Raw genomic sequence first — 17,176 nt, 5'->3', positions numbered from 1 at the left:
ACTAAAGTGCACGGTTTAAGCTAGATCTACTTCTCGCCTTAGGTCATCGTTTTTTTTTTGCGAGTTCTATAGCTATGGCCGTTATTTAAAACCTGGAGGGCGTTCCATGATGTTGAGGCGACTTAATATAGCGCCCCGGGCGTTCTCGGGATTTTCGTTTATTGCTGGGCTAGTTATTTTACTTGAATTATTTGCTCAGGGGCGCATGTCTGTGATCCGTGACGCAACGGTAAATATGGAAACTAACCTTCTGCCTAGTGTAGGTTTTCTTGGGGGATGACTGAAAATACATTGCGGTTACGTATTACCATTTTTCGCATCTTGGTCAATCGTGAGCCTGCTGCGCTCCAGGAAACTGAACGTCGCGTAAAAGAGTTAATTGAGCTCCTCCAAAAGTCAAAAGACAGCTATGCAATCCTGCCGTCGGGTGCCAATGAGCGAGCGCTCTACACTCAATTCGACATTACCTTAAAGACATATTTGTCAGAGCAAGCTCGGGCGCTAGAGTTGTCACAGCAAGGACAGACTGAAGCTGTCCGCCAACTTGTAAATGGTCAGATGAAGGATTTGGCCGACTTGATGGGTGTTCAGCTCAGTAAGTTAATAGCTATAAATAAAGTCAACGCGAGTGATGCCTCGGATTTGGCAGGTGAACAATACAGCAACGCAAAATTGGCTATTATCATCGTTTCGGTGGCTGCCACTCTGCTGACAGTGCTACTCGCTTGGTTGCTAACGCGAAGCATAGTAACCCCATTAAGCGAAGCTGTGAGTGCCGCGCAGGACATTGCCGAAGGTAAGTTGACTGGACATATCGAGGTTGGAGGTAGTGATGAGCCTGCGCGGTTGCTAGGAGCATTGTCCATCATGCAGCAGAATCTGCGTACAACGATCGCGATGATTTCTGGATCGGCCACGCAACTTGCCTCTTCAGCGGAGGAGTTAAGCGCCGTTACCGAGGAGTCTTCGCGGGGGCTGATGCAACAAAATAATGAACTTGAGCAGGCTGCAACAGCGGTCAACCAAATGACGGCTGCGGTCGAAGAAGTAGCCCGCAATGCGGTGTCTACCTCTCAAGCATCCCAGGCGTCTAACGACACTGCGCGCCAGGGGCGCGATAAGGTGGTAGAAACGGTGAAGGCCATTCAGGCTATGACTCAAGATGTACAAACTACCTCTTCTCAGGTCGAAGGTCTTGCTGAGCAAGGACGCGAGATTGGTAAAGTCCTGGATGTTATTCGTACTATTGCCGAGCAGACCAATTTGCTGGCATTGAATGCAGCCATTGAGGCCGCGCGTGCAGGAGAGGCGGGCCGAGGGTTTGCAGTCGTGGCTGATGAGGTTCGCGCCTTGGCCCACAGGACGGCTCAATCTACCCAAGAAATAGAGCAGATGGTAGCGGGCATCCAAACTGGTACTGGCGATGCTGTTCAGTCGATGTCTCTTAATACCAATCGCACGCAAAGCACGCTGGAACTCGCACGCTCAGCAGGCGATGCATTGGAACAAATCGCTGCCTCCATTTCTCAGATCAATGAACGCAACTTGGTAATCGCTAGTGCATCCGAAGAACAGGCGCAGGTTTCTCGCGAGGTAGACCGGAACCTTGTGAATATTCGCGACCTGGCGACTCAATCCGCCGCTGGAGCTAATCAGACCAGTGCCGCTAGCCATGAGTTGTCTAGGCTAGCCGTGGAACTCAATGGCATGGTCGCCCGTTTCGTTATCTAAATGACTCAGGGCACTCTTCGTGCTCGTAACGGTGACGATAGTGCTTTTGACTAACCTGTTCGAATCTTTGGAAATCAAGGCTTGCAGCGACGTCGGGGTCTTGAAGTGGCTTGAGTGGCGTTTGCCCTTCCTTCCGTAAATTCTTCTGCGCGACCGAACCGCTGTTCTCATGACCGTTTGTCTCAACGTAGGGGCGCGAGGGGTGCAAGCGTCCTGTCAATTTGCCCTCCGAACTCTAGCGTTAACGGCAATGGTGTCTGCATATTTTCATGCGGACGCTGTCACCGTTATCGCTATAATTGCCGATACCCGCAGTCACTAACTGAACTGCATGTCTGAGAGGAGCCGTTTCCTATCTCAGTTGATTTGTGCTTTCAGGTCTTCAGTGTCGCCTCAGCGGTTAATGAGTGAAGTCAACGTTTGGGTGCCACTCCTCCTAGTGGCAACAGGCATCCGATCCTTGATCACCTCCGCTCGCAAATAGGCCAAACAATCAGTGTAGAGAGGAGCGCACTGTGCGAACCTTAGAAGGCATGGCCAAGGCTGGCGAGCCGCTGCTGCGCGAAGCCCTTGAAGCGATGCGGGCGCATCAAAAAGCTCAGGATCAAGAGGCATCTCTGGAAGAGGTAGAGCGCCGTCGATTGCGAGCGGAGTCCCTTTATCACGAGGTAGTGGATTTCCAGTTGCTGGCAACCTGTAGTCTGCCTGACCTGATTCACTAATCGGAGCATTTATGCCAAAACTGTCCGATCTCCTGCCGCCCGACCATCCAGCCTACTCTGAGGCAGTTGAGGCGATGCGCCGTTACCATCAAGCTCAGGGCACTGGCGCGCCCGCAATCGAAGTGGAAAGGCTACGCTTGATTGCCGAGGCTCTGTTCCAGTCTGTAACAGACTATCAAATGAGGGCATTCGGCAGTGGCGGCGGGACTACTCACTGATGGGCGTCTGGATAGTCGGCTCCATGCTTTGCAGAGACCGATAGAAGAATGCAAAAAACGGCCACTCAGCTTCTCTGAAGAGCAAGAAATAGAGTACGTAAAATTATAAGTAGGTAGCCTGCAAGTAATTTACAAAAGTAACGATAACTCAACCGTCCGGCTGCTCGTCGGTCTCTTGCAGGCTTTAATGACAAAAGCTACCGTTACAGTAGCTCTGTCTGTAACAAGCTATTTCTTTGAAGATTTGCTCGGCTTCAAGTCAGGGTTGTTACCTTGCGTGTCTTTATTGTCACGGCGACGTTTATCTACTTCGCCGGTTGACTTGGCAATCGGCTTTGGGCCTGGTTTAAGCGCCATAAAATCTTCCTTGTGTTGATGTGGATGTTGGTGGTGCATGAAGATCTTATTGCTGTTGATGGGCGCTTTCAAGAGGGATGCGAAACTTTATTCGCGGTATGTGGAAAGGTAACTAGCTTTGTTACTAGCTGTCGGTGGCTTTCCGGCAGGCAAGTTGTTGATATGCCTCAAATAGTGTGTCCCTACGGCTCCCATCTAACTTTCGTTCAGCATCGTTTGATCACGATGCACACAACCCTCCAGCTCCCATGTTCGCTAGTGGCTTAAAACAGCTTGGTCAAGAAATCTGGTTCTGGCGGTCTCAACTGTCCTCCGTTATATATGGCAGCATCGGCAGAAGGTGGTCAGCTCTAGGCGGTTTGCTGTTGAGCTAAGAAGTCTGCGTTCTCCAGCTTGGAGGTGGCGATCGCCGATCAGCCTAGCCGCTTGCTTGGCCATCACAAGCAACCGTAGCAAAATTGGAAGCTTTCGCTGCGCGCTGTTCCGGTGCTCCGACCAGCAGCCTCTCCGAAACACGCTTGGCAAGGCGAAGCGAGCCTATGGCAGCGGCGCACTCCAGCGCTGCGTCGTCGAAGTCCTCGCCCCTGCGTGCGAACACCTTCACCAGTCGTCGAGGATGAATTTCAGCTAGCTTTTACAGGTGCGGGGAGGCTCAGTGACTTGGCTTTGAAGACCCGGATTAACAAACTTAGTGCCAATGCCGTTGGACTGTCGTCCTAGGTAGCTCCAGTTCTTTGGCCACCTCGACCTGCTTTAGCCCCTGCCTCTTGAGCTCCTGGACTTTGGCGCGAACAGCGGCTGCTCGAAGACTAGTCGGATGGGTTCCATCCAGGGCATCCGCTGAAGCAGGAGGCACCTGGTCAATCAATCCGAGCGATTCCAGATCTTTGATGGCCTGCAGAAGCACGGCCCTTGGAGTGGCCCCCGAATCACAAGCCATGGCAACAGCGAGTAATGCTGAGGGTGAGAGATCCAGAGCCTGGGCCAGGTCACCAGCCACCTTGACCGTTGGATAGGTTTTGCCGCTTTCGAGCTGGCTGACGTGCGATCCTGTAACTGTGCCGCTTAAATCCTTCTGATTCAGCCCTTTGGTCATTCGAATCAGCCGCAGCGCTGCGGCGAAACCTTCCTGAATCGACATGGCGGCACCCCAAAAACAGACGGTATGCCGCGTTTGCCTGAATCCATACAAATCTATATATTGAAACGTATGGGCTTTTCGCCATCATTATCCGAGGTGAGTTGCGCACAGGCCAGTTGAAGCCTTACCCACCGGTGGCGCATGAGCCTGGTGGTGGCTTTCATACAGTCGCCTTCAGGCACCAAGGCTGATCGAAAAATTGTCGACGGAACAGGCATTAAGGAACGCTAGGATGTCGGAGCTGAAGAAAGTAACAGCTACTGTAAAAAATTATGAATTTCATTCGTCTCAAGACTGTGCGCGCCTCTACAAAAAGGTTCGCTTGTTGGATGAGTCAGGCAAAATTTTCTACTATAAAAACCTAATTATTCCTAAATACCTTGAGAGCAGAGGTGCGCTTGCATCTGATGTGCCAAGGACGTGGTATGTTAAAAATATTCATAAGTCCGCCGTTGTGCTGGTCGCGTTTGAAACCAAAAACGGCACGGTCGAATATGACTTGGACGAAGTTCGTCAGTTGTCACGATCCGGTTTTTGGGCTGGCGTTCTGATTGGCGTTGCTTCGATCCCTGCGGGTATAGTCATTGCTACTGCAACCTTCGGGGCGGGACTTTTGCTGATCCCCTTTGGCCTCTATCAGGCTTACAAGCAGATTTTCAAGATCCCTGCAATTTTGAGTCGCAAGCGTCTTCTGCAAGATTTTTCGCAGCTTGGTATTAATGTGGGGGAGGGTTGGTCGAGATAAATGTCTTTGGGGCGGTGGGTGTTTACATGCAGCCAGGGCTACGAAACACGCGCTCGCTATCCTCTGACTTTATTTCCTCAGGTCTTTCTGATCGCCGGGAATTCTCAGATCTGCTTAGTGCCTGGCCTACAGGCCGACCTCTCGCTTCCATAATTCATGCACGGTCTGCTTGGAGATACCCAATTTCTGAGCAGTTGCTGACTGAGTAAGCCCCTCAGCCTTGCAACGCAAAACGCTGTTCAAGCGATCCTGATCCACGGGCCGACCTGGGCGTCGAGAAGCTACCGCCCCTTGGCTGAACTGGTGCTGCAGCGCTTGTACTCCACCAGCTTTTTCGAATTCGTCCAGTTCACCTTGGGCGGTTTTCAGAAGTGTTTGCGCCGACTCCTCGCCGGTGACGGAGAGCGTGAGGGCGATGAAGGTGAGCGGGCTCATGCCCAAGGCAGTGCTGATCGCCTGAAGTTTTTCAAGTGAGATACTGGACTTGGCTTGCTCAAGCTGGGTCAAGTACTGGCGGCTGGTGGCATCGTTGACGCTTTCAATCGTCAGGCGCTGCCCGCTTCGCAGCGTTCGAAGCACTGCAGCAACGCCGAGCTTAAGCGTCATGGGGCATCCTCAAAAATCGAGGATAAGGCCATGTTGCTCAGTCTGGTTCCACCATATATAGTTGTCATTATCGGACTTTGTTTTCGCGTGATCGTCTCCTTGAAGGGAGGTTCGCCCTGTATCAGTTGCTCCCTCCAGGCCTGTGAATACCGGGGAGAGTAGGGCTCCTAGTCAGGCTTCACGGAACTTCAATATAGCGATAAACCGTCAAATGGAAGGCCATGCAGAACCGCCCTCAGCAGGCTCTGCGGTCGGCCAGGCATGCCACCCCGGCTCAGGCAAGGGTTCCTGAATGAAGATTTTGATTTACTCGGATTTGCACAACGAATTCGACTGCTTCAGCCCTCCGAGCGTCGATGCAGATCTTGTCATTTTGGCAGGGGATATTGATCTCTTGAACCGAGGTGTGAAGTGGGCCAATGAGTCGTTCAGCAGTGATGTGATTTATTGCAGCGGCAACCACGAATTTTACAAAGGCCATCTCACCCGTACTCGCGAAAAAATGGAAGCCGTAGCCGCCTCGCATGTCCACGTCCTGGATAACCAGGTCTGGACGTCGAACAACGTTCGATTTCTAGTCGCGACGTGTTGGACAGATTTCAGTGGCACCGGGGATGTGATGGCAGCCTCCAGTGCGTGTTTGGGGGGAATGAACGATTTTCGGATGATCCGTACGGGCAGTGAGTACCGACGTATCCGGCCTGCAGATCTCATCGAATTAAATCGCGCGTCGTACGAGTTTCTCCGCGAAAAGCTCGCGACTCCCTACGCCGGCCAGACCGTCGTCGTAACCCATCACTGTCCTATCCCAGAGGCCTCTGGGTCAGAGCATTCTGGGCATTTGAGCGCTGCCTATTTCAATCGATGGCACCAGCTAGTTGACCAGGCAGACGTCTGGATTTTTGGGCATACCCACCATTCGATCGATCGACCATTCGGGCGGTGCCGGCTGATCTCGAATCCACGTGGATACCCCCAAGAAGAAACCGGTTTTAACCCGTTTAAAATTTTGGAGATTTGAAGTGTCGACAGTAGCAAGGTGCTCGGTGAGCGACGAGCACCCCATTCCTCTGAAAGTCTTAGCAGCGAAGCGTATCAAGTGGGGCGTGATCATCGATGCCTACCTTACTAATGTCGCCAAGGTAGGTGCGCGTTACTCGGCTATTGCTTTCGCGGATCGCTCGGGCCTCATCGGTGATGGCGAGACCGTCGCCACTCCCCCGGCTATGGCTGTCGCTGAGCAGCAGGGCTTCGTGTTGCTCCAGAGCCTTTGTGGGCGTGATCATTACGTCGTCGTGAGTTGGCTCGAAGCCGATGAGGCTAGCACTCATCCCTGCCCCTGAAATGATCCGGATCATCGACCAGAGGAGGGGGTGCCCGGGGCCAGTGTGCTCTTGGATGAGGCAATCGCTTTCGCGCGGAGTCGGGCTCGTATGACAGCCAGTGGACTGTCGATTCCTAGTTCTGGATTGTGTAAACCGGTTTTTTGATGTGTAAACCTACTTAGTTTACAGGTCAAAAAAATGGTTTACAGTCCAATTCTGGCGGGCTAAGTCCTGAGGAAAACGGGTGGCGGAACAGGCTCGGGCTCAGTTTCGTCTTACTACTACTTGATCTGAACAATGGCTTTTGAATAAGGCTGGACAGGAAGAAGGGCACATGATTTCAGCAGTCGTTTTCGATGCATACGGTACCGTTGTTCGCATCGGTCAACGCACCAACCCTTACGGCGCTTTGCTTAAAGAAGGCCGCCGACAGGGTTTGGCGCTAACATCCGACAGCACCCATTTCGTGATGACAGCGAACCTCAGTTTTGACCAGGTAGCTGATCATCTGGGGATCGAGCTTTCTTCTTCGGAGCGAGCGGAGATGAACGATGCGTTGGGCGAGGAACTGGCATCAATCGAGCCATACCCTGATGCCCTTGAGGTGATTGACCGACTGCAGGAAGCGGGGCTGCTCATTGGCATCTGTTCGAACCTAGCCCAGCCCTACGGCCCTGTTATCAGGAAAGCCTTCCCGCACGTGCAATGTCACGCTTTCAGTTACGAGCTTGGGGTCATGAAGCCTGACCCCAGAATCTACCTGCACATTTGCCGAGAGATGGGGGTGGACGCCCGCCATGCGGAGATTCAAAGAGCCCGAGAGAAAGCCCGAGTGGTGATGATTGGCGATTCCAGAAAATGCGACAGGGATGGCCCTAGAGCTGTGGGAATCGTGGGGCATCACTTGGATCGGTCAGGCCAGGGGCATATCAGCGACCTTGTGCAATTCGCCAACCTGGTCACCGACCACAATCGCGCCGGTTGAGCAGTAACCACTGAATGATCAGAGCCAACCAGAGGTCAGCCCAGAACGCTCTCTGATCATCACCCACGCAGCCGGCCCAGCTCTCTAGCTGAGCCACCCTGATCAGCCCTGTGAATGGACGCTGAGCCAGATCGGCACGAGCCTGCTGCCCCTGACACTTCCCCGATTCACACTAGCGACACGAATAGTTGTTTTCTAGCGCGTGCTGGCCCTATGAAATCGCACGGTTTCTGCCTATCTTTGAGCTGGATCTGCCTCTGCCAGGGACTGTGCCATGCTCGAAAAAATCCTTCTCCGCAATGTTTCCAGCTACTCGCCTGACGCTGCCGTGTCCATTGCTCCGCTCAAGCGCGTGAGCCTGTTCTATGGCCAGAACGGTACAGGCAAAACCACCATTGGCAACTATCTCCAAGCCCCAGGCGAGGCCTGTTATAGCGTCTGCGGGGTGGAGCCGATCAAGGTCGGTCGCGAGGTGCTGGTCTACAACCATCATTTCATGGAGAAGAACTTCCAGGAAGCGACTTCTCAGCCAGGGGTATTCACGCTCAATGAGGGAAACATTGAGGCCAAAGAGGCACTGGCGACGGCAGAGGCATCCATTGCTGAGCTTACGATCGCCCATGACGCTGAAATGGAGAAGGGAGTTAACAGCAAGAAGGTTAATGACGCCGCGTACGAGGTACTGTTGGAGAATGTGTGGAAGCCCAAGCGCGAGTTTGATGGTACTGCACTGGCCTATTGCTTCAAGTTGCTCAACACAAAGGAGCGATTGCTAGAGCACGTACGCAGTGTACCGCTGGAGGCCTCCTCCGAAACTGCCCAAGTGCTGTTGGCTGAGGCCGCTGCGCTAAAGGAGTTCAGCGATCAGGAACTGCCAGGTATCCCGCAGCTCGCGTTTCAAGCGCAAAGCCTTGAGGGGGATCCGATTCTGCAAGAGGTCATCACCGGGTCAGGTAACTCCTACCTTTCTGCGTTTATTCAGCAGCTGGGAAACTCGGACTGGGTCAAGCATGCCCTGCGTTACGAGACAGAAGCACACGACAAATGCCCGCTTTGCCAGCAAAACCTGCCACCGGATTTTTACGCTGAGGTTCGTAAAGTCTTCGACAAGACCTACGAGGAACGCCTGGATGTGCTGCGACAACTCGAAGGCCGGTACCGGAGCGGAGTCGAGCAGTTTCTACGTCGGTGCGAGGCTCCGGAGTATCAGCATCAAGCAATCAAGCTGCATGTCTCCAAGCTGCAAGCTGTGCTCCAAAATAACCTCCAAGCCTTGGCCGGGAAAATCGCCAGTCCTTCGCTAGTAACGACGTTGGAGTCCACCGTTCCTTTAACAGCTCAATTGAATTCTGTGATCGACGCGGAGCAGCAGAAGATCGACGAGGTCAACGGGAAGATAAAAAACCGTAAGCAGCATGAAGAGAGCATTAAGCAACGCTTCTGGAAATGGTACAGAGGTGCGTGCAACGCCTTTTTCGTGACATTCGACAAAGTTGAAAAGGCCCAAGGCCGCGTACGCCAAGCGGCCAAGGATGAAGTGCAGGCCCTCAGAAATCGTATTCAAGAGCAGCAGGGCATCGTCAGCACGTCCAGAGCGTCCATCACAAACATCGACCAAGCGGTCGAGAACATCAAATACTGGTTGCGGATGCTCGGACTGAAGGGTTTTACGCTGATCAGGGAGGAGGGGGCAGTACCCCAATACCGGCTAGAGCGTCCAGGTCAGACTGAGGGGGTGTTCAAGACCCTGAGTGAGGGCGAGAAAACACTGATCTCATTCCTCTACTTCCTTGAAGTCTGCAATGGCGAAATGGGTGCTGGAGGTGGGAGGCTCAAGAGTGACCGGATCATCGTCATCGACGATCCGATTTCGAGCCTTTCCCATAACTACGTGTACGACATAGCTTCCTTGATCAGGCGCCAGGTGTTGATGCCGAAGGAGCGCTTCAAGCAGGTGATTATACTCACGCACAACCTCTTCTTCTTCCATGAAATGGTGAAGCTGTTGAAAGAGGATGGGGAGAAGGCGTTTGCGCTGTTCCGTATTACCAAGTCTGAATACAGCTCGGTAGTGGCGATGGAGGAGAGGGAAATTCAGAATGACTACCAGGCGTGCTGGCAGACGATCAAGGACGCCTTGCAAGGCAGGACGTCCCCCAACGTGATGCCGAACATGATGCGTAACATTTTGGAGTACTACTTCAGCTTCGTGCACCAGGCACCCACGCTGCGCCAGGCGCTAATGAAGCTCAGCGAGGACAAGCCGGAATTCACGGCCTTTTTTCGTTACATCAACCGCGAGTCCCATACTGATGCGGTCAACATCACAGACTTTGGAGAGATCGATCCTGCCACCTTCATCGATCGTTTCAAGGACGTGTTCGTCGAAACGAATTTCGAAGCTCATTTCGACAAGATGATGGCATGAGGTTGCCTGGAGGCGATGGTTTTTCGAAGCCGGTATGGGGAAAGGTGGGAAGGCCACCAAAGTAAATGCGAGTCTTCTCAGGCTGGCCCTCCACTGATAGCATTACGCCTGCAGCTACCACCAAAGGACTCTCCTTCCTGCCTGGCACTCATCTGCTCGCTTTGCACGTGGCGTGTAAAGGCTATCAGCGGCCCGCTGAGATCAGATGGAGAATACGCCATGACCGATCATGGAAAAGTTGTCTTGGTTCGCCAGTACAACCGTTTCCGGCTGGGGCAATGGGAGATCGTGTGCACGCACATGCGCTCCCTTCCGCGCCGTTAATTGAACGTACCGAGGTGGTAGCTGCACCCCCTCCCTCAGGCCCTTCCTTATTGCCAGACCTGGCCGCCGATCGCGTAACCAGATGACGTACCAGCCTCCTAACTTGGCGCCCGTCAGGCCTTTGATGCGTTGCTGATGAACCCCAAATTGGGGAAAGCTACTACCATCGTAACAATCGTCAAAATGTCACATTCCAAGGACAGCGTTGGACAACCTTGTTCAATTGCGACATCTCTTATCAATTTGCGACGTTTTCGCCACCCCCCCCCTCTTGAAATTTTTAAAGCGAGACGGAGTTCTATATTTGAGAGCAAAAAGATTTTCTACCGTGTCGGCGCCACCGATGATGCTTGGATAAGACACGGTGTGATGGCCGATCTTTTCGCTTTTGATCTGAGCGCTTTTCAGGCCTCAATTGCCTTGCCGATAGGCGAGGCGAGGGCCGGTAGGGGAGATCGTCTTTTTGGCCGTAAGGCCGCTGCTTTTGCTTTTGACTTCAAATAACAAGCTGAACCCAATTTTTTGAGTGGAGTAGCTCCGTCTCAAAATGCACCCATGTCAGACAACCTACGGCGACGCTGGAGTTGCGCCGCCTTATTTTCCCTAGTGCATACGGGTGTCCTTGCCTCTGGTTATCAGCATATTGATCTGCATAATGATGTCCTCGGATTACCGAGTAGCATTTGCCTCCACCAAGGCCTGCTCCAACGCCTCCAGCGCATCCTGCAGGCGTTGATTCTCACGAGGATCACTGCTTGTTGGTCTGTAGGCCTGGCAGTGGCGCAAGAGGGCTTCCAGGTCGTTCTGATTCAGGTCAAATTCGATGTGCATGCTCAGGCTCAATTCCAGGGCTGTTAAATGTCGTGCCGTGTTCTAGTGGGCACGGTGTAGTTGTGCTGTAGCAGCGAGGTTTGTGCTTGGACAGTGATGTGGAAAAGCTGGTGTGGGAAAGGGCGTGGCAGGTCTACGCGGATTCGCTTAGCTTGATTCTGAGTGAGGCACTGGTCGGCTACAAGCGCACCGCTGGCTTCGACGATTTGACCCGGCTCTACGAGGACACACTCGGCGGCGAGACACTGATGAGTTTGAGACACGCCTTGAAGCTTCGCTGGCCTGATAGCGATGTGGGGCATGCAGAACCTTATGTTCAGCTCCGATCCCGTCTTCGGTCATACCTCGCGCAGTATTTACTGCGTAAGCTCGTCTTTGAGCATGAGGGCACGCCTGCTCTGAGAGATGCCTTTTTTGCGGGAGATCTTGGTGTATGAATAACGGCGTCGATCAGAATCAATCTGATGCTGACCGGGCCCCGTTTTGAATGAACTACGTCCAGCCACTGTTGGACGAGGTCAGCATTCCATCGAGCCAACCTAGCCGCCCGCGTAAGCGCCGTAAATGGTTGCTTACCTACAAGGGCTACAACGTCGAAGCGCTACGCCGCTAATGCGACCAATAGCGAATGCAGCCCGCCATCTCCCTGCGCTCGAAGAAATGCAAGCCCAAGCCTAGATTACCCAGAGTGTTCGATCAGCCCAAGTATCGACAGCGCAACATCACCAAGCGCATGTTTGGCTGGCTGAAGAGAACCTCCGGGCTTCGATAAGCTTGCCAGAGGCTATGCCGCCATAGTCTCACTGGCTTGTTCCATGCGGTACAGAGCCTATTGCCGGCGCACCCTCGCAGGGCTCAGCCCAGAGCCTATTCAGTGCCTTCAACCCTGATAAGGCCAGGCTTGACTCTGACCGAGCCTCAACCACATTTCGCGAATATGGATCGCTCCACTTGAGCCTTTGCACTGCCTACGCTCATTCGAATCTTCTTTTTGAAGATGGCTACCTATAGGTAGGTGCGCAGTCATGGCCAGGCGCCTTCGACCAAAATATCATTGGCCACGTATCGATACTGTCACCTCGATCCTGCGTAATGACGTGAATTTAGCATGAGGCGTTGCAAGCCTACCAACTAGATGGTAGCGTATGCTCATAGTCGAAACCAACCCGTGAACCTGCCGGGCGTTAACGCCCACGTGAGAGCCTCATGCAAGATTGGAAGCAAACCCGCAAAGACATCAACACTCGCCTCGTTGAGCTCAATGGCCTGTCCCCTGAAACCATGAAAGGCATGGCTGCGCTAGGCGCCGCTGGCGGCAAGACGAACCATCTGGACGCCAAAACCCGCGAGCTGATTTCTTTGGCTGTAGCTGTGACCACTCGCTGCGACGGATGCATCGCTTTCCACGCAGCTGAGGCCAAGAAGCTCGGCGTTACCAGTGAAGAAGTAGCTGAAGCCCTGGGTGTAGCCATCAACATGAACGCCGGTGCTGCGCTGGTCTACAGCACCCACGTGCTCGACGCGTTTGATAAGTCCTGAATCAGACGCTGACTTTCAACCTTCCAACGACGTCGAGATTAATCATGAATAAGCTGTTCACTCCGTACGACCTGTCCGGTATTGCGCTCAAAAACCGCGTCGTCATGGCCCCCATGACTCGCACCCGAACCTTGAACAACATTCCAAATGAATCCAACGCGCTGTACTACGCGCAACGTGCTTCTGCCGGCTTGCTGATCACCGAAGGCCTGCCTATCTCCGACGAGGCTCGGGGGTATCTGTACACCCCCGGCATTTACGAAGATGAGCACCTGCCAGGCTGGCGCAATGTCACTGACGCTGTGCATGCCAAAGGCGGGAAGATTTTTGCGCAGCTCTGGCACGTAGGGCGTATGTCCCATGTCTCGGTGCATGGTTTGGTACCGGTCTCCTCGGGCAAAGTGCCTGCCGTAGACACCACGGTGTATGCCTGGATCGAACCGGGCAAATCTGGGCCTGTTCAACCAAGCGAACCTCGCGCCCTGGAAACTGAAGAAGTGAAACGGGTCATTGCGGATTTCGTTAAATCCGCGCGGATGGCGATGGACGCAGGTTTTGACGGTATCGAAATCATGGCAGCCAACGGCTTCCTGTTCGATCAATTCCTGAGCAGCGCCCTGAACACTCGCACTGATCAGTACGGTGGCTCTATTGCCAACCGTCAGCGCTTCCTGCTGGAAACAATTGACGCGATTGCTGCTGAAATTGGTGGTTCGAAGATTGGCGTTCGCTTCTCGCCGTTTGGTCGCCTGTACGACTTCGGGGTGTACGAAGGCGAAGAAGAAACCTGGATGAGCATGGCGGCTGCCCTCAACGAACGAGAGCTGGCATTTGTTCACCTGAACTACCAACCGACCATCTTGGCCGCGCAAACGCCCCCAGGCTTCGGTGCTGCGTTCCGCGACGCTTACAAAGGCACCTTGATGGCTGCTGGCGGCTTCACCAAAGAGATCGCAGAGTCTGAGCTGGCCAAAGGCGAACTCGATCTGATCGCTTTCGGCACCGCCTACATCGCCAACCCGGATCTGGTCGAGCGCATGCAGAACGATTGGCCGCTGGCCGAGGGTGATCGCGCTACCTACTACGGCGTAAGCGATTCGATTGATAAGGGTTACACGGACTACCCTGAATACACAGCAGCAAAAGCCTGAAATTCCATCCCAAACATTTAGGAGAACACCATGCCACTCGTAACTATTAAAGGTATTGAAGGGGTTTTTTCTGACGAGCAAAAAGCCGAGGTCATTCGCAAAGTGACTGACGCCATGGTGTCGGTGGAAGGCGAAAACATGCGTGCCTTGACCTGGGTCATTTTCGAAGAGGTTAAGAGCGGTGACTGGGGCATCGCTGGCAATCCAGTCACTGCACAGGACGTGCTGAAGCTGCAAGCAGGCCAATAAGGCTTCATCGCCAAACCATTAGCTCCCTGATCGCTGAGTGTATTTACGCTCAACGATCAGGGGGCTTTTTCCGTTCTTGAAGAACGCCAGGTTTGTGGGGAATCACGTCATGATTCTGATCATTTACGCCCATCCTTACCCTGAGAAATCCAACGTAAACACGTTGATGCTCAGGTTCGCAGCTAACAAATCCGATGTTGTAGTCCGTTCCCTGTACGACCTATACCCCGATTTCAACATCAACGTTGAAGCTGAACAGAAGGCCGTGGAGCAAGCAGACCTGCTGGTTCTGCAGCATCCTTTGTATTGGTATAGCTACCCCCCACTTTTGAAGCTGTGGATCGATAAGGTCTTCACGCAGGGCTGGGCCTACGGGGCGGGTGCTACTGCTTTGAAAAATAAAAATCTCCTGTGGGCCGTGACCACGGGCGGAGAGCATGATCATTTTGAAGGCGGTGACCATCCGGGTTTCGCGGTGCTGTCCCAGCCTCTTCAAGCAACCGCGAATTACTGTGGAATGCGTTGGTTAAGCCCAGTCGCAGTTCATGGTGCATATAGAGCAGACCAAGACGGACTGCTCAAGCAGATCCGCCATTACGGCGAGCGCCTGGCCTCGTGGAAGGAAGATTGAATGGACACTCATAGCCTGATTGAAATGCTCATTTACTTGGGCTCAGCTGCCTTGATAGTCCCAATTGCCGTTCGGTTAGGTTTAGGCCCGGTTCTGGGGTATCTGATAGCCGGCTGCTTAATCGGCCCGTGGGGCTTGAAGCTTGTGACCGACGTCGAGTCCATACTGCACTTCGCTGAAATTGGCGTGGTGTTGATGCTGTTCATCATTGGTCTCGAACTCGACCCCAGGCGTCTTTGGGCTATGCGCCGGATGGTGTTCGGTGGTGGTGCGATGCAGATGCTGGCATGTGGTGCAGCCATCGCAATATTTTGCGCTGCACTAGGCTTGAACTGGACAGCTGCGCTGCTGGTAGGGCTAACGCTGAGCCTCTCGTCGACAGCTATCGCGATGCAGGCCATGAATGAGCGGAACATGACCTCGACCGCCGTGGGTCGAAGCAGCTTTGCCGTGTTGCTTTTCCAAGACATCGCGGCGATTCCCCTGGTGGCTATGATTCCACTGCTGGCCGCAAACGGTGGCACGCCCTCGGGTGCGGAACTGGCCCTGTCTATCGCGAAAATCGTAGGTGCAGTTGTCGCAGTTGTTCTTTTGGGTCAGTACGTATCCAGACCCGTCCTTCGCTTTGTAGCGCGCTCTGGCCTGAGAGAGATCTTTAGTGCTGTCGCGCTGTTCCTGGTATTCGGATTCGGCCTCTTATTGGAAAAGGCAGGCTTATCGATGGCCATGGGTGCTTTCTTAGCGGGCGTTCTATTGGCTAGCTCGGAATATCGTCATGCCCTAGAGAGCGATATCGAGCCTTTCAAGGGATTATTGCTGGGTCTGTTCTTCATCGGCGTAGGCATGTCGATTGACTTCGGAACGCTGATCGACGCCCCTTTGAAAGTCATCACTCTGACGTTGGGCTTTATCCTGATCAAGCTGCTCGTGATAAAGCTTCTGGGGCGTTTCTTGAGTGTCCCAAGTGATCAGCGCTCGTGGCAGGCGGTGTTCCTCGGCCAAGGCAGTGAGTTTGCCTTTGTGGTATTTGGCGCAGCGACTGTCGCCGGCATCCTGATCGACCCTTGGGGTAAAAGCCTGACGTTGGCGGTGGCGCTGTCCATGTGTATAACGCCTCTGCTGATCCTCTTGCTCAATCACTTGGACTCGTCGGGCAAACAGGGTAGCAAGGAATCGGACATCATTGATCAGAGCAATCCTCGGGTCATCATTGCTGGCTTCGGTCGGTTCGGTCAAATCGCTGGGCGTCTACTGATGTCCTGTGGCTTTGAGGTAGTGGTCTTGGATCATGATCCCGACCACATCGAGACACTGCGAAAATTCGGAGTGAAGGTGTTTTATGGGGATGCCACACGTCTCGATTTACTTCACGCTGCGGGTGCCGCGAAAGCCGTGGTGCTGATCAACGCCATCGACAACCAGGACGATAACCTGGCACTGACCGAGCTGGCTCAAGAGCATTTTCCATCCCTGAAACTGGTGGTGCGTGCTCGTGATATGGGGCATAGCATTACCCTGCGCCAGATGGGCATAGAGGCCGTCGAGCGGGAAACTTTTGAAAGCGCGTTATCCCTTGGGCGTAGAGCCTTGGAGCAACTGGGTGTAGGGCGCTACGAGGCTCGTGAGCGTGCGGATCGGTTCCGTCGCCTGAATTTGGAAATGCTGGAAGAAATGGCCGCTCAGCCCGCTGATGACACCGAATTCAAGTACGACGCTTACAAACGAGCCAACGCTTTACTGACGGAAATATTCAACGAAGATCGTGCTCATCCAATTGACGCAGGCCCAGGAAAAAATGAGTCTTCAGCACCGAGAGGTGAATAGCCGGCCAGACTGCGAGTTATGGAGAACGCTCCGTTAGCTAGCGTCTTCCAGCTCAGTGATAATTGCTTTCTTCAAGGCTGAAACTGACTTAGACCCAGCGAAGACTTTCAATAAGCGGCCTTCGTGAAACACCGCCAAGGACGGCACAGAGCGGATGCCATACATCGGCGCAATTGTCGGAGACACCGCAATATCAATCTTTCCAAAGACCGCTAGAGAATGGAGTTTTCCCTCCAGTTCCAAGAAGATCGGCTTCATCTCTTTACAAGGTTTGCACCAGGAGGCTGAGAACATTACGACACTGCTCCCTTTGGCTACGAAGCGAGCAAATTGGGGAGCGCTCAACTCAACGATACGACTCATCTGGAT

20 protein-coding genes and 1 pseudogene are annotated in these 17,176 nt (G+C 53.5%); 16 read left to right on the top strand and 5 right to left on the bottom strand.

Annotated elements, in window-relative coordinates:
- The first annotated feature begins 276 nt into the window (after positions 1-276).
- The 3 genes from CR917_RS16330 to CR917_RS27760 all read left to right on the top strand — a co-directional run bounded on the left by CR917_RS16330 (position 277) and on the right by CR917_RS27760 (position 2,671).
- Entirely contained in the window at positions 277-1,731 is a 1,455-nt protein-coding gene (locus tag CR917_RS16330; RefSeq protein ID WP_371920439.1) for a methyl-accepting chemotaxis protein, read from the top strand.
- A 515-nt stretch (positions 1,732-2,246) separates the two neighbouring features.
- Positions 2,247-2,453, top strand: a complete 207-nt coding sequence (locus tag CR917_RS16325; RefSeq protein WP_371920438.1) for a hypothetical protein — start codon at positions 2,247-2,249, stop codon at positions 2,451-2,453.
- Between the two features lie 11 nt (positions 2,454-2,464).
- Positions 2,465-2,671, top strand: a complete 207-nt coding sequence (locus CR917_RS27760; RefSeq protein WP_100633674.1) for a hypothetical protein — start codon at positions 2,465-2,467, stop codon at positions 2,669-2,671.
- A gap of 228 nt (positions 2,672-2,899) precedes the next feature.
- Here CR917_RS27760 and CR917_RS27290 read toward each other — a convergent pair whose 3' ends face one another.
- Together CR917_RS27290 and CR917_RS16315 are read right to left on the bottom strand one after the other, a co-directional pair.
- On the bottom strand, positions 2,900-3,100 hold the full coding sequence (locus CR917_RS27290) for a hypothetical protein (RefSeq protein ID WP_157811436.1): 201 nt from the start codon (positions 3,098-3,100) through the stop codon (positions 2,900-2,902).
- A 616-nt stretch (positions 3,101-3,716) separates the two neighbouring features.
- Positions 3,717-4,169: a helix-turn-helix domain-containing protein gene (locus tag CR917_RS16315; RefSeq protein ID WP_100633676.1), complete on the bottom strand. Its 453-nt coding sequence runs from the start codon at positions 4,167-4,169 to the stop codon at positions 3,717-3,719.
- Between the two features lie 232 nt (positions 4,170-4,401).
- On the opposite strand from CR917_RS16315, the gene CR917_RS16310 reads away from it, so the two are divergent.
- Entirely contained in the window at positions 4,402-4,914 is a 513-nt protein-coding gene (locus CR917_RS16310) for a hypothetical protein (protein WP_100633678.1), read from the top strand.
- Between the two features lie 126 nt (positions 4,915-5,040).
- Here the strand turns inward: CR917_RS16310 and CR917_RS16305 are convergent, their stop codons facing one another.
- Positions 5,041-5,520: a helix-turn-helix domain-containing protein gene (locus CR917_RS16305; protein WP_100633680.1), complete on the bottom strand. Its 480-nt coding sequence runs from the start codon at positions 5,518-5,520 to the stop codon at positions 5,041-5,043.
- A gap of 292 nt (positions 5,521-5,812) precedes the next feature.
- On the opposite strand from CR917_RS16305, the gene CR917_RS16300 reads away from it, so the two are divergent.
- The 5 genes from CR917_RS16300 to CR917_RS27110 all read left to right on the top strand — a co-directional run bounded on the left by CR917_RS16300 (position 5,813) and on the right by CR917_RS27110 (position 11,086).
- Positions 5,813-6,541, top strand: coding sequence for a metallophosphoesterase (locus tag CR917_RS16300; protein ID WP_100633682.1), 729 nt, complete (start codon positions 5,813-5,815; stop codon positions 6,539-6,541).
- A 25-nt stretch (positions 6,542-6,566) separates the two neighbouring features.
- Entirely contained in the window at positions 6,567-6,863 is a 297-nt protein-coding gene (locus CR917_RS16295) for a hypothetical protein (RefSeq protein ID WP_100634006.1), read from the top strand.
- A gap of 316 nt (positions 6,864-7,179) precedes the next feature.
- Entirely contained in the window at positions 7,180-7,830 is a 651-nt protein-coding gene (locus CR917_RS16290; RefSeq protein WP_100633684.1) for an HAD family hydrolase, read from the top strand.
- Between the two features lie 274 nt (positions 7,831-8,104).
- Positions 8,105-10,258: an AAA family ATPase gene (locus tag CR917_RS16285; protein WP_100633686.1), complete on the top strand. Its 2,154-nt coding sequence runs from the start codon at positions 8,105-8,107 to the stop codon at positions 10,256-10,258.
- A gap of 459 nt (positions 10,259-10,717) precedes the next feature.
- Positions 10,718-11,086: a hypothetical protein gene (locus CR917_RS27110; RefSeq protein WP_146095019.1), complete on the top strand. Its 369-nt coding sequence runs from the start codon at positions 10,718-10,720 to the stop codon at positions 11,084-11,086.
- 165 nt (positions 11,087-11,251) lie between these two features.
- Here CR917_RS27110 and CR917_RS27445 read toward each other — a convergent pair whose 3' ends face one another.
- Positions 11,252-11,413 carry a hypothetical protein gene (locus CR917_RS27445; RefSeq protein ID WP_167400214.1) on the bottom strand — a complete coding sequence of 54 codons (162 nt, stop codon included), beginning with the start codon at positions 11,411-11,413 and terminating at the stop codon, positions 11,252-11,254.
- Positions 11,414-11,499: 86 nt separating this feature from the next.
- Between CR917_RS27445 and CR917_RS16280 the strand changes: the two genes are divergently transcribed.
- The 7 genes and pseudogenes from CR917_RS16280 to kefC all read left to right on the top strand — a co-directional run bounded on the left by CR917_RS16280 (position 11,500) and on the right by kefC (position 16,807).
- Complete coding sequence (locus CR917_RS16280) at positions 11,500-11,850, top strand: hypothetical protein (protein ID WP_146095018.1); 351 nt, start codon at positions 11,500-11,502, stop codon at positions 11,848-11,850.
- A 62-nt stretch (positions 11,851-11,912) separates the two neighbouring features.
- Positions 11,913-12,303 (top strand): annotated as a pseudogene (locus tag CR917_RS27755) (hypothetical protein); the annotation flags it as partial.
- Positions 12,304-12,619: 316 nt separating this feature from the next.
- On the top strand, positions 12,620-12,952 hold the full coding sequence (locus CR917_RS16275; protein WP_014860758.1) for a carboxymuconolactone decarboxylase family protein: 333 nt from the start codon (positions 12,620-12,622) through the stop codon (positions 12,950-12,952).
- Between the two features lie 44 nt (positions 12,953-12,996).
- Positions 12,997-14,103, top strand: coding sequence for an alkene reductase (locus CR917_RS16270; RefSeq protein ID WP_100633691.1), 1,107 nt, complete (start codon positions 12,997-12,999; stop codon positions 14,101-14,103).
- 30 nt (positions 14,104-14,133) lie between these two features.
- A complete protein-coding gene (locus CR917_RS16265; RefSeq protein WP_014860756.1) occupies positions 14,134-14,352 on the top strand; it encodes a 4-oxalocrotonate tautomerase family protein in 219 nt (72 codons plus the stop codon).
- Between the two features lie 109 nt (positions 14,353-14,461).
- Entirely contained in the window at positions 14,462-14,983 is a 522-nt protein-coding gene (kefF, locus tag CR917_RS16260; protein WP_100633693.1) for a glutathione-regulated potassium-efflux system oxidoreductase KefF, read from the top strand.
- Positions 14,984-16,807: a glutathione-regulated potassium-efflux system protein KefC gene (gene kefC / locus CR917_RS16255; protein ID WP_100633695.1), complete on the top strand. Its 1,824-nt coding sequence runs from the start codon at positions 14,984-14,986 to the stop codon at positions 16,805-16,807.
- A 33-nt stretch (positions 16,808-16,840) separates the two neighbouring features.
- On the opposite strand, the gene CR917_RS16250 is transcribed toward kefC, so the two are convergent.
- On the bottom strand, positions 16,841-17,170 hold the full coding sequence (locus CR917_RS16250; protein ID WP_100634008.1) for a co-chaperone YbbN: 330 nt from the start codon (positions 17,168-17,170) through the stop codon (positions 16,841-16,843).
- Between the last annotated feature and the right edge of the window lie 6 nt (positions 17,171-17,176).

Origin of the sequence: Pseudomonas sp. BRM28 (assembly GCF_002939405.1) — a bacterium.
GTDB classification, from domain to species: domain Bacteria; phylum Pseudomonadota; class Gammaproteobacteria; order Pseudomonadales; family Pseudomonadaceae; genus Aquipseudomonas; species Aquipseudomonas palmensis.
This window is presented reverse-complemented; position numbering and strand designations above follow the sequence as displayed.

What these genes read in the sequence shown, in the direction of transcription:
- CR917_RS16305 (WP_100633680.1), bottom strand. Translation starts at nt 5,520, where the DNA reads ATGACGCTTAAGCTCGGCGTTGCTGCAGTGCTTCGAACGCTGCGAAGC.
- kefF (WP_100633693.1), top strand. Translation starts at nt 14,462, where the DNA reads ATGATTCTGATCATTTACGCCCATCCTTACCCTGAGAAATCCAACGTA.
- CR917_RS27445 (WP_167400214.1), bottom strand. Translation starts at nt 11,413, where the DNA reads ATGCACATCGAATTTGACCTGAATCAGAACGACCTGGAAGCCCTCTTG.
- CR917_RS16275 (WP_014860758.1), top strand. Translation starts at nt 12,620, where the DNA reads ATGCAAGATTGGAAGCAAACCCGCAAAGACATCAACACTCGCCTCGTT.
- CR917_RS16285 (WP_100633686.1), top strand. Translation starts at nt 8,105, where the DNA reads ATGCTCGAAAAAATCCTTCTCCGCAATGTTTCCAGCTACTCGCCTGAC.
- CR917_RS16270 (WP_100633691.1), top strand. Translation starts at nt 12,997, where the DNA reads ATGAATAAGCTGTTCACTCCGTACGACCTGTCCGGTATTGCGCTCAAA.
- CR917_RS27110 (WP_146095019.1), top strand. Translation starts at nt 10,718, where the DNA reads ATGAACCCCAAATTGGGGAAAGCTACTACCATCGTAACAATCGTCAAA.
- kefC (WP_100633695.1), top strand. Translation starts at nt 14,984, where the DNA reads ATGGACACTCATAGCCTGATTGAAATGCTCATTTACTTGGGCTCAGCT.
- CR917_RS16330 (WP_371920439.1), top strand. Translation starts at nt 277, where the DNA reads ATGACTGAAAATACATTGCGGTTACGTATTACCATTTTTCGCATCTTG.
- CR917_RS16250 (WP_100634008.1), bottom strand. Translation starts at nt 17,170, where the DNA reads ATGAGTCGTATCGTTGAGTTGAGCGCTCCCCAATTTGCTCGCTTCGTA.
- CR917_RS16315 (WP_100633676.1), bottom strand. Translation starts at nt 4,169, where the DNA reads ATGTCGATTCAGGAAGGTTTCGCCGCAGCGCTGCGGCTGATTCGAATG.
- CR917_RS16310 (WP_100633678.1), top strand. Translation starts at nt 4,402, where the DNA reads ATGTCGGAGCTGAAGAAAGTAACAGCTACTGTAAAAAATTATGAATTT.
- CR917_RS16290 (WP_100633684.1), top strand. Translation starts at nt 7,180, where the DNA reads ATGATTTCAGCAGTCGTTTTCGATGCATACGGTACCGTTGTTCGCATC.
- CR917_RS16265 (WP_014860756.1), top strand. Translation starts at nt 14,134, where the DNA reads ATGCCACTCGTAACTATTAAAGGTATTGAAGGGGTTTTTTCTGACGAG.
- CR917_RS16300 (WP_100633682.1), top strand. Translation starts at nt 5,813, where the DNA reads ATGAAGATTTTGATTTACTCGGATTTGCACAACGAATTCGACTGCTTC.
- CR917_RS27760 (WP_100633674.1), top strand. Translation starts at nt 2,465, where the DNA reads ATGCCAAAACTGTCCGATCTCCTGCCGCCCGACCATCCAGCCTACTCT.